The organism is Streptomyces sp. NPDC054863, from assembly GCF_053610825.1.
In genome coordinates this window covers 37,638-47,879 of record NZ_JBSGZD010000031.1, presented here as the reverse complement: position 1 = coordinate 47,879, position 10,242 = coordinate 37,638, and the positions used below count along the sequence as shown (strand labels likewise).

Genomic DNA, 10,242 nt, shown 5'->3' with positions numbered 1-10,242 from the left:
CGCGTCGTGAGTCTCGCGCCGCGCGCCGTGCTCGTCCACCGCACCAGTGAGTACGAGGAGTTGCTCGCCCGGCACGGTACGCGCGGCCAGGCCGAGTTCTTCCTCGGCTCGCGCGGTCGCAGCGTCCGGGAGGCACAGGAGCGTCACGAGCGGACCCGGCGGGCGCTCGCCGAGGTGGCGGGCGCGGTGCCGCTGCAATGGCGGCAGGCCCGGGTGGAGCGGGCGGACCTGGACCGGTTCCTGTTCGGCCCGGAGGACGTCGTGGTGGTGGTCGGGCAGGACGGTCTCGTCGCGAACACCGCCAAGTACCTCGACGGGCAGGCAGTGTTGGGAATCGACACGGATCCCGGACGGAACCCCGGCGTACTGGTGCGGCACCGGGCGGCGGACGCGGCGAAGCTGTTGCGGTCGGCGGTGAACGGCGGGGCCGCCGACTCACTGACCATGGTGGAGGCCGTCGCCGACGACACGCAGCGGCTGCTCGCCCTCAACGAGATCTACCTCGGCCCGCCCGGCCACCAGACGGCCCGCTACCGCATCGGTCAGGACCGGGAGCGGGCCACCATCGAGCCGCAGGCGTCGTCCGGCGTCCTGATCGGCACCGGGACCGGGGCCACCGGGTGGCTGCGCTCGCTGTGGCTGGAGCGCGGGTCCGCACTGCGGCTGCCGGACCCGACGGACCGCCGGCTGGTGTGGTTCGTACGGGAGGCATGGCCGTCACCCGCGACCGGTACGTCCCTGGTGGAGGGCGTCCTGTCCGGTGACGAGCGGCTTCGGCTGACGGTGGAGTCGGACCGGCTGGTCGCCTTCGGCGACGGAATGGAGGCGGACGCACTGGAACTGACCTGGGGTCAGACGGTGCGGGTCGGACGGGCGGCGACGGAGCTGCGGCTGCTGGGGTGACCGCCGCCCCCAGCGATCCCCGTCCCGTCCGCCCGCCCGGCATCCCCACGGGGCCGGGTCGGACGGCATGGTCGCCACGGCGCTCGGGCTGACGCTGGCCCCTGCGGCGGGCCGGCGCTGGGTGTTCTGGGCCGGCGTGCTGCCCGCCGTGATCGCCGTACCGCTGCTGCTGAGGCTGATGCCGGAGTCGCCCGGCGTGCTGCTCGCGCGCGGCGACCGGGCACGGGCGGACGCGGTCGCCGCCCGGTACGGACTGGTGCGCCCGACGGCACTGGAGGCTCCGGCCGCCGGGGCGAGGGGCCGGCTGGCCGCCGTACTGGCGCTGTTCCGGCCGGAGTCGCGGTGGGCGACGCCGCTGTTGTGGCTGGCGTCGTTCTGCGGGCTGCTGCTCGTGTACGGGGTGTCCACCTGGCTTCCGCAGATGATGCGCGCGTCGGGGTACGGCATGACGTCGTCGGTGAGCTTCCTGCTGGTCATCAACGCGGGCGGCATCGTCGGCATGCTGATCGCGGGCCGCACCGCGGACCGCTTCGGGGCGGTGCGGGTGTCCGCGATCTGGTTCGTGCTGACGGCCGTCGGCGCGCTGCTGCTGAAGTCGCACCTGTCGCTGGGGCTGACGTACGTCGTCGTGGCGGTCACCGGTGTGTGGCTGTTCAGCGCGCAGGTGATGGTGTACGCGGCGAGCAACACGGTGTACCGGGACAGCGAGCGGGCCGCCGGGCTCGGCTGGGTGACCGGGGTCGGCCGCACGGGCGCGGTGTTCGGGCCATGGCTGGGCGGGACGCTGGCGTCGAGCGGCAACCAGAGCTGGGGGTTCACCTCGTTCGCGCTGGCCGGGCTGCTCGGTGCGGTGGCCATCGCGCTCGTACCCCTGGCGGTGAGGTGCGGAGGGCGGCGGCATGCGGCACCGCCCTCCGCAGATACTGCTGCCCCGGCTCAGCCCGTGAAGGGCAACCCCGCGTAGTTCTGCGCGAGTTCGGCCGCGGCGTGCTCCGAGGAGGCGATGCGGTCGAGCTGGGAGATCTGGAGCCGGGTCTGGAACGCGGACTGCCCGGGGTCCGTGTGCAGCGTCGTCGTCATGAAGTACGAGAAGTGCTCGGCGCGCCAGACCCGGCGCAGTGCCGCGTCCGAGTACGCGTCGAGGAGGTCGGTCGTGCCGTCCGTGTGCAGCAGGGCGAACGCCTCGGCGAGCCGGGCGACGTCGGCGGCGGCCAGGTTGAGGCCCTTCGCTCCGGTCGGCGGGACGATGTGGGCGGCGTCCCCGGCGAGGAACACGCGCCCGTACCGCATCGGCTCCGTGACGCAACTCCGCATCGGGAGTACGGACTTGGCGGTGATGGTGCCGCGCTCCAGCTTCCATCCCGGGTCGGCGGTCGTCGCGAAGCGTGCGTCCAGCTCGTCCCAGATCTCCTCGTCGGACCAGTCGGCGGGGTCGGTGCCGCCCGGGACCTGGAGGTAGAGGCGGCTGACGGTGGGCGAGCGCATGCTGGCGAGGGCGAAGCCGCGGTCGTGGTGGGCGTAGATCAGCTCGTCGTAGACGGGGCGCGCGTCGGCGAGGATGCCGAGCCAGGAGTACGGGTAGGTGCGCTCGTACGTCGTGCGGGCGGACTCCGGGACGGCGGTCCTGGTGACGCCGTGGAAGCCGTCGCAGCCGACGACGTAGTCGCAGGTGAGGGTCTTCTCCTCACCCTCGTGGACGTAGCGGACGGTGGGCCGGTCGGTGTCGGCGCCCTCGACGGCGGTGACCTTCGCCTCGAACAGCAGCGGCCCGCCGTCGGTCGCGTGAAGGGCTATCAGGTCCTTCACCACCTCGGTCTGGGCGTACACCATGACGCTGCGACCGCCGGTGAGGGCGGGGAGGTCGAGGCGGTGGGCGCGGCCGTCGAAGCGGAGCTCGATGCCGTCGTGCGGCATGCCCTCGACGTCCATGCGGGCGCCGGCTCCGGCGGCGCGGAGGATGTCGACGGTGCCCTGTTCGAGGATTCCGGCGCGCTGGCGCCGCTCGACGTAGGCGCGGTCGCGGCTTTCCAGGACGACGCTGTCGATGCCGGCGTTGTGGAGGAGGCGGGCGAGGAGAAGGCCGGCCGGGCCGCCTCCGATGATGCCAACTGTGGTGTGCATGGGATCAGTTGTCCGTTTCCATGTCGTTCAGGACTCGCTGGGCGATGCCGAAGGCGGCGTTGGCGGCGGGTACGCCGCAGTAGACGGCGGACTGCAGGAGCACTTCGCCGATCTCCTCGTGGCTGAGCCCGTTGCGCACCGCTGCCCCGACGTGCAGGGCCAGTTCGTCGTGGTGGCCGCCTGCGACGAGCGCGGTGAGGGTGACGCAGCTGCGGGTGCGGCGGTCGAGGGCGTTGCCGGTCCAGATCTCGCCCCAGGCATAGCGGGTGATGAAGTCCTGGAAGCGGGCGGTGAAGGGGGTGGTGGTGGCGAGGGAGCGGTCCACGTGGGCGTCGCCGAGGACGGCGCGGCGCACGGCCGTGCCATCGGCGTGGGCGGCGCCCGCGGTGCGCCCACCGGGGCCGGCTCCGCTGCCGAAGTGCCCTTGGAGGGCGGTGAGTACGGCGCCGGGCTGCTCCACCCCCGCGAGGTGGGCGGCGTGCGGGATCTCGACGAGTCCGGCGTCGGGGATCGAGTCGGCGAGGAGGCGGGCGTCGACGGGCGGGGTCGCGGTGTCCGCGCGTCCGGCGACGACGAGGGTCGGGGCGGTGATCCTGCCGACGTCGTCGCGCAGGTCGAAGGCGGCGAGCGCGTCGCAGCAGGCGGCGTACGCGGCCGGGTCGACGGCTCGTTGCACGGCGACCAGGTCCGTCACGGCAGGCCCGTCGAATCCGGGGGTGAACCAGCGCGCGGGCGCGGAAGCCGCAAGCGGCTCAACACCCTCGCGGCGCACCGATTCGGCGCGCTCGTGCCACATCTGCGGCGTACCGAAGCGCGCCGACGAGCAGACGAGGGCCAGCCGTTCGACGCGCGCGGGATGGTGCACGGCGAGCCAGGCGCCCACCGCGCCGCCGAGCGAGATCCCCGCGTACGAGAACCGCTCGACGCCCAGCGAGTCGGCCAGCGCGAGCACGAGCCGTCCGAGATCACCCACGCTGGCCCCGGCCTCGACGAGCTGCGCGGCGGAGCCGCCGTGCCCGGGAAGGTCCCACCGTACGACCCTGAACCGACGTGCCAGGGCGGGCACTTGGGGGCCCCAGACGGAAAGGGAAGTACCGAGGGAAGGCCCGAGGAGGAGGGGCGGCGCACCTGCGGGGCCGTCGACGCGGTGGTGGAGGAGAGGTTGATTCATCGGGGGTCCTGACCGGGAGTACGGGGGTCGTGGGGCTGACGCGTGAGTGCGCGGTCGACGAGGGCGGGGGCGGAGCCCAGGTAGCGCGTGGGGTCGGTGAGGTCGAGCAGCACGGCGAGCACGTCACGCGCTGCACGGCCGCGCTCAGGGCCGGGGCGGACGACCGCTGCGGGCTGAGCGCCGGGGGCCGGGCCGGAGATCGACCCAGGTCCAGCACCGGGAGCCGGGCCGGAGATCGACCCAGGTCCAGCACCGGGAGCCGGGCCGGAGATCGACCCAGGTCCAGTACCCGGGGAGGAGCCGAAGTCTGCCGCGGGCCCCTCACCCGCACCTGAACGGGCTGCCAGGTCGGCCTCCTCGGCACCGTCGGCACCCCCGACCCTCTCGGCACCACCAGCATCTCCGGCACCACCAGCACTCTCGGCACCACCAGCACCACCGACCCTCTCGGAACCACGGGCACCCCCATCCCTCTCGGTGCCGCCGATCCGCGCGTCACTGACTGAGTCAGCGACTGCGCAGGGCCCGGGGGGCCCGCCGCGAGGGGTCTCCCCTCCCGGCCCGCCGGCATCGTCCCGCCCGGTGTTTCCGGGCGCGTGGCGCGTGTCGGGATCGTCCCCAGACGCAGGCGCTGCCCACACCGCCAGCACCTCCGGATCGCGGGCGAGGGCCGCTGCCAGGTCCATGCCTTCCTCGGTCGCCTGCCGGGTGGCCCGGGCCAGGGCCTGCTTGGCCGCTGCCCGGCCGAGCAGCGGCGTGAGGGCGGCGCCGAGGCGTTCGGAGACGATCAGGCCGCCGGTGCGGTCCAGATGGGTGCGCATCCGGTCCGGGTGGACCGTCAGACCTGCGACGAGTTCCGCCGCGTCGCGGGCTGCGCCGCCCGTCAGACGCAGCGCGTCGCGCAGCGGCTGCCATTCCGCGTGCCAGGCACCGGCGGGACGCTCGTCCTCGGCGGCGAGGGAGCCGTACAACACTCCTGCGAGAGCCGGGACCTGGCGTGCCGTGGCGGCGATCAGGGTGGCGCGGACCGGGTTGCTCTTGTGCGGCATGGCGGAGGAGCCGCCGCCTGCGCCTTCCGCGAGTTCGCCGACCTCGGTGCGGGAGAGGACCAGCACATCGGCGGCGATCTTGCCGAGCGCGCCCGCGCTGAAGGCGAGTGCGCCCGCCAGGTCGGCGACCGGGGTGCGCAGGGTGTGCCAGGGCAGTCGGGGGGCGGCCAGGCCGAGTTCGGACGCGTAGGCCGCGGGCAGGCCGAGCGGGTCCGCGCCCTGCGGGGCGTACGCGCCGAATGCGGCCAAGGTGCCTGCGGCGCCGCCCAGTTGGGCCGGGAGGGTGTCGCGTACCGCTGCCAGCCGGTCGTGCGCGTCCAGCACCAGGGACCGCCAGCCCGCCGCCTTCAGGCCGAAGGTGGTCGGCACGGCGTGCTGGGTGAGCGTGCGCCCCGGCATGGGGGTGGAGCGGTGCTGCGCGGCGAGCGCGGCCAGTGCCGTGGCGGTGCGGGACAGGTCGGTGAGGACGGGCGTGAGCGTGCGCGATGCCATCAGCATCAGGGCCGTGTCGAGGATGTCCTGGCTGGTCGCTCCCCGGTGCACGAACTCGGCGTCACGGGGCGAGAGTTGAGCGACCCTGGCTGTCAGGTCGGCGATCAGGGGGATCACCGGATTGCCGCCCGTCCTGGCCCTCAGCGCCAGGTCTCGCGCGTCGTAGCGGGACGCGTCGGCCTCCGCGGTCACCGCTCTCGCGGCGCTCGCCGGGGCCGCGCCGGTCCGGGCCTGTGCCCGGGTCAGTGCGGCTTCGGCGTCGAGCAGTGCCTGGAGGAACGCCGTGTCCCCGGTCGCGGCCTCGGCCGCACCGCCGACCGCACCCGGCGAGAAGAGGTCACCGGAAGCGGCAGCGGAGTGGGAGGCGGGGCGGGATGCAGGACGGTCAGCGGAAGTCAAGGAACACCGTCTCCCGCTCCCCCTGGAGGCAGATGTCGAAGCGCCGTACGCCGTCCGCCTCGGGCACCGCGAGCAGCGTGCTCCGGCGGGGCCCTGGCAGCTCGGCGAGCGGCCCTTCCCGTACGTCGTCCGTGAAGTACGCGCGCGTGTAGAGGTGGTGCATCAGGCCGCGTGCGAAGACACAGACCGCGAGGTACGGAAGTCGGGCCGGCGGGGCCAGCGTACGGACCGCCCAGTGGCCGTCCGCGTCCGTGGCGACCCGGCCGAAGCCGGTGAAGTCGACACCGTTGCGGCCGAGGAAGCCCCCGGTCACCGGGTCGCGGCGGAGCGAGCCCGGCCGTCCTGCGAGGGAGCCGTCGGGGGCCGCCTGCCAGGTTTCGACGATCGCGTCCGGGACCGGCGCCCCGTTTCCGTCGCGTACGTGGCCGTGCACGGTGACGGTGTCCGGGTGCCCCGCCGGGACGATGTCGCCGCCGCCCGCGAAGGGCAGCGCGTATCCGTAGAACGGGCCGACGGTCTGGGACGGGGTCGGGGAAAGCACAGGGGCGGCAGCCATCAGGGGTTCTCCTCGGGGTCGGGCAGCGTGGCGGCGGGGCCGTCCAGGACGATGTCCCAGCGGTAGCCGAGCGAGAACTCGGGGCGGGAGAGCGCGTGGTCGTAGGTGGCGACGAGGCGCTCCCTGGCGGCCCGGTCGGTGACCGACTGGAGGATCGGGTCGTAGGGGAAGAGCGGGTCGCCCGGGAAGTACATCTGGGTGACCAGGCGCTGGGTGAAGGCGGTGCCGAAGAGGGAGAAGTGGAGGTGGGCGGGCCGCCAGGCATTGAGGTGGTTGCGCCACGGGTACGCACCCGGCTTGACGGTGGTGAAGGCGTAGCCGCCCTGATCGTCCGTCAGACACCGTCCGACACCGGTGAAGTGGGGGTCGAGCGGGGCGGGGTGCTGGTCGCGCTGGTGGGCGTAGCGGCCGGAGGCGTTGGCCTGCCACAGCTCGACGAGCTGGCCGCGCACGGGGCGTCCGCCGCGGTCGAGGACGCGCCCGCTGACGGTGATGCGCTCGCCGAGCGGCTCCCCCTGGTGCTGGCGGGTGAGGTCGGAGTCGAGGTCGGTGATGTCGGTGACTCCGAAGACGGGACCGTACAGCTCGGCGGCCTCCGGGTCGGCGGCGCTGCCGAGCGCGACGAGGGGCCGCTGCGGGTGGCGCAGCACGCTGCTGCGGTACGGGGTGAAGTCGCGCGCCGGGTGGTGCGGGGCGGGGGCGCCGCCCGCGACCTCCTTGACGACGGCTTCGTGCGCCGCCGCGATCTCCGCACTGATCTGATTCTGCGTCAGCTCTGTTATGGGCATGGGTGGTTGACTACCTCTCCAGTACGAGTGCGAGGCCCTGGCCGACGCCGATGCACAGGGTGGCGAGGCCGGTGCCGGAGCCCGCCGCGGCGAGCTGGTGGGCGACGGCTCCGGTGATGCGGGCGCCGGACGCGCCGAGGGGGTGGCCGACGGCGAGGGCGCCGCCGCGCGGGTTGACGACGGCGGGGTCGAGGCCGGGCCATTGCGACAGGCAGGCGAGGGCCTGGGCGGCAAAGGCTTCGTTGAGTTCGACGACGCTCAGCTCGTCCGGCCCGCGTCCGGCCTTCTTCAGGGCACGGTGCACGGCCTCGACGGGGCCCGCGCCGAAGTACTGCGGTTCGATGCCGGTCACGGCGCAGGAGCTGATCCTGGCGAGGGGTTCGCGGCCGGTGGCGCGCAGGCCGTCCTCGTCGACGAGGAGCAGGGCGGCGGCGCCGTCACTCAGCGGGGAGGAGTTCCCGGCGGTGACGGTGCCGTCCGCACGGAAGACCGGCTTGAGCCCGGCCAGCGCCTCGATGGTGGAGGACTCCCGGATGCATTCGTCGCGGGCGAGGTCGACGCCGTCGACCGGGACGACCTCGCCGTCGTACAGGCCCTCCTGCCAGGCGGCAGCGGCTTTCTGATGGCTCGTCAGGGCGAAGTCGTCCTGGGCCTCGCGGCCGATTCCGTACCGCCCGGCGACGAGTTCGGCGCCCTCGCCGAGGGCCACCGTCCACTCCTCGGGCATGCGGGGGTTGGTCATCCGCCAGCCGAGGGTGGTGGAGTACATCTGCTGGTGTGCCGCGGGGAAGGCCCGCTCGGGCTTGGGCAGCACCCAGGGGGCGCGGCTCATCGACTCGACGCCGCCCGCGACGGCGATCGCCGCGTCTCCGACGGCGATGGCGCGGGCCGCCTGGATGACGGCCTCCATGCCGGAGCCGCAGAGCCGGTTGACGGTGACGCCGGGCACCGACACCGGCAGACCGGCGAGCAGCACGGCCATGCGGGCGACGTCCCGGTTCTCCTCGCCGGCGCCGTTGGCGTTGCCGAAGAACACGTCGTCGATCCGGGACGGGTCCAACTCGGGGCTGCGGTCGACCAGTTGGCGCAGCACGGTGGCGGCCAGGTCGTCGGGTCTCACACCCGCGAGTGCTCCCCCGTACTTCCCTACGGGCGTACGGACGGCATCCACCACGTACACGTCACGGAGCGTCGTCATCGGCCCACCACCTCCCCGAGGGCGACGGGCGCGCCCGTCCTGGCGATCAGCTCTTCGGCGCTCACACCGGGCGCGGTCTCGACGAGCACGAGCCCGGCGTCGGTCACGTCCAGTACGCCGAGGTCGGTGATGATGCGGTGCACGCATCCCTTGCCGGTGAGCGGCAGGGTGCACTCCCCCACGATCTTGGGAGTGCCGTCCTTGGCGGTGTGGTCGGTGAGGACGATGACGCGGCGGGCGCCGTGGACGAGGTCCATGGCACCGCCCATACCCTTGATCATCTTGCCGGGGACGGACCAGTTGGCGAGGTCACCGGTCGCCGAGACCTGCATGGCGCCGAGGATCGCCGTGTCGATGTGCCCGCCGCGGATCATGCCGAAGGAGAGCGCGGAGTCGAAGAAGGAGGCGCCGGGGAGGACGGTGACTGTCTCCTTGCCCGCGTTGATCAGGTCCGGGTCGACCTCGTCCTCGGTCGGGTACGGGCCGACACCGAGCAGCCCGTTCTCGGAGTGGAGGACCACGTCGACGTCGGCGGGGAGGTGGTTGGGGACGAGGGTCGGCAGGCCGATGCCGAGGTTCACATAGCTGCCGTCGGTCAGTTCCGCCGCCGCGCGCGCGGCCATTTCCGTCCGGGTCCAGGCCATCAGTTGCCTACCGTCCTTCGTGCCGGGGGCGCGGAGACCGTGCGCCGTTCGATCTGTTTGTCGGCGGCCTGGGCCGGGGTCAGGGCCACCACGCGCTGCACGAAGACGCCCGGCACGTGCACCGCGTCCGGGTCCAGTTCGCCCGGTTCGACGAGCTCCTCGACCTCGGCGATCGTCACGCGCCCCGCCATCGCGGACAGCGGGTTGAAGTTGCGGGCCGAGCGGTGGAGGACGAGGTTGCCGTGCCGGTCGCCCTTCGCGGCCCGTACGAGCGCGAAGTCGGTGGAGATGCCGCGCTCCATCACGTACTCCTGCCCGTCGAAGACCCGCACCTCCTTCGGCGGGGAAGGCACCACGACCGAGCCGTCCGCTCCGTAGCGCCACGGCAGCCCGCCGTCGGCGACCTGGGTGCCGACGCCCGCAGGGGTGTAGAACGCCGGGATTCCCGCGCCGCCCGCGCGCAGCCGCTCCGCGAGGGTGCCCTGCGGGATCAGCTCGACCTCCAGCTCGCCGCCCAGGTACTGGCGCGCGAACTCCTTGTTCTCGCCCACGTACGAGCCGGTGACGCGGACGATGCGGCCTGCGGCGAGCAGGATGCCGAGGCCTCCGCCGTCCACACCGCAGTTGTTGGAGACCACGCTCAGGCGGTCGGGCCCCGACTCGTGGAGCGCCTGGATCAGCACGTTCGGTACGCCGCTGAGTCCGAAGCCGCCGACCGCGACGGATGCTCCGGCGGGGATGTCGGCGACTGCTTCGGCGGCAGTGGCCCTGACCTTGTCCATGAAGGAATTCCTGACCCCAGGCTGTTCGCCTGATGAACTAGAGTTCACACTTGACTCGTCCAGAGTCTGCTTCGGCCGTTCCGGCCTGTCAATGCCCGGTCGCCGCCCGGATAGATTTGTCTTGAGTTCAGCCTTGGAG

General features: G+C 73.3%; 9 protein-coding genes and 1 pseudogene. 2 read left to right on the top strand and 8 right to left on the bottom strand.

Going from position 1 to position 10,242, the window contains the following annotated elements:
• Positions 1-6: 6 nt before the first annotated feature.
• Both ACWGIG_RS09105 and ACWGIG_RS09100 read left to right on the top strand, forming a co-directional pair.
• Entirely contained in the window at positions 7-903 is an 897-nt protein-coding gene (locus ACWGIG_RS09105; RefSeq protein ID WP_453320892.1) for a hypothetical protein, read from the top strand.
• 67 nt (positions 904-970) lie between these two features.
• On the top strand, positions 971-1,867 hold the full coding sequence (locus tag ACWGIG_RS09100; protein ID WP_453320889.1) for an MFS transporter: 897 nt from the start codon (positions 971-973) through the stop codon (positions 1,865-1,867).
• Here the strand turns inward: ACWGIG_RS09100 and ACWGIG_RS09095 are convergent.
• From ACWGIG_RS09095 to ACWGIG_RS09060, 8 genes and pseudogenes are all read right to left on the bottom strand, one after another.
• Positions 1,840-3,024, bottom strand: coding sequence for a 4-hydroxybenzoate 3-monooxygenase (locus tag ACWGIG_RS09095; protein ID WP_453320888.1), 1,185 nt, complete (start codon positions 3,022-3,024; stop codon positions 1,840-1,842). The two genes, ACWGIG_RS09100 and ACWGIG_RS09095, sit on opposite strands and share 28 nt — an antisense overlap.
• Before the next feature lie 4 nt (positions 3,025-3,028).
• Positions 3,029-4,195, bottom strand: coding sequence for a bifunctional 3-oxoadipate enol-lactonase/4-carboxymuconolactone decarboxylase PcaDC (pcaDC, locus tag ACWGIG_RS09090; protein WP_453320887.1), 1,167 nt, complete (start codon positions 4,193-4,195; stop codon positions 3,029-3,031).
• 578 nt (positions 4,196-4,773) lie between these two features.
• Positions 4,774-6,135: pseudogene (gene pcaB, locus ACWGIG_RS09085) on the bottom strand (3-carboxy-cis,cis-muconate cycloisomerase); the annotation flags it as partial.
• Entirely contained in the window at positions 6,122-6,691 is a 570-nt protein-coding gene (gene pcaG / locus ACWGIG_RS09080) for a protocatechuate 3,4-dioxygenase subunit alpha (protein WP_453320886.1), read from the bottom strand. The pseudogene pcaB and the gene pcaG, both read right to left, overlap by 14 nt.
• The gene (gene pcaH, locus ACWGIG_RS09075; RefSeq protein WP_453320885.1) at positions 6,691-7,479 is read right to left on the bottom strand and encodes a protocatechuate 3,4-dioxygenase subunit beta; all 789 of its coding nucleotides are present in this window, start codon (positions 7,477-7,479) and stop codon (positions 6,691-6,693) included. Before pcaH ends, pcaG begins: the two co-directional genes overlap by 1 nt.
• 10 nt (positions 7,480-7,489) lie before the next feature.
• Positions 7,490-8,677: a thiolase family protein gene (locus ACWGIG_RS09070; protein ID WP_453320884.1), complete on the bottom strand. Its 1,188-nt coding sequence runs from the start codon at positions 8,675-8,677 to the stop codon at positions 7,490-7,492.
• Positions 8,674-9,321 carry a CoA transferase subunit B gene (locus ACWGIG_RS09065; protein ID WP_453320883.1) on the bottom strand — a complete coding sequence of 216 codons (648 nt, stop codon included), beginning with the start codon at positions 9,319-9,321 and terminating at the stop codon, positions 8,674-8,676. The genes ACWGIG_RS09070 and ACWGIG_RS09065 overlap by 4 nt, the downstream gene beginning before the upstream one ends.
• A complete protein-coding gene (locus ACWGIG_RS09060; protein ID WP_453320882.1) occupies positions 9,321-10,103 on the bottom strand; it encodes a CoA transferase subunit A in 783 nt (260 codons plus the stop codon). The genes ACWGIG_RS09065 and ACWGIG_RS09060 overlap by 1 nt, the downstream gene beginning before the upstream one ends.
• Positions 10,104-10,242 lie beyond the last annotated feature (139 nt).

Coding starts and splice junctions, on each gene's coding strand:
- ACWGIG_RS09100 (WP_453320889.1), top strand. CDS start 971: ATGGTCGCCACGGCGCTCGGGCTGACGCTGGCCCCTGCGGCGGGCCGG.
- ACWGIG_RS09095 (WP_453320888.1), bottom strand. CDS start 3,024: ATGCACACCACAGTTGGCATCATCGGAGGCGGCCCGGCCGGCCTTCTC.
- pcaDC (WP_453320887.1), bottom strand. CDS start 4,195: ATGAATCAACCTCTCCTCCACCACCGCGTCGACGGCCCCGCAGGTGCG.
- pcaG (WP_453320886.1), bottom strand. CDS start 6,691: ATGGCTGCCGCCCCTGTGCTTTCCCCGACCCCGTCCCAGACCGTCGGC.
- pcaH (WP_453320885.1), bottom strand. CDS start 7,479: ATGCCCATAACAGAGCTGACGCAGAATCAGATCAGTGCGGAGATCGCG.
- ACWGIG_RS09070 (WP_453320884.1), bottom strand. CDS start 8,677: ATGACGACGCTCCGTGACGTGTACGTGGTGGATGCCGTCCGTACGCCC.
- ACWGIG_RS09065 (WP_453320883.1), bottom strand. CDS start 9,321: ATGGCCTGGACCCGGACGGAAATGGCCGCGCGCGCGGCGGCGGAACTG.
- ACWGIG_RS09060 (WP_453320882.1), bottom strand. CDS start 10,103: ATGGACAAGGTCAGGGCCACTGCCGCCGAAGCAGTCGCCGACATCCCC.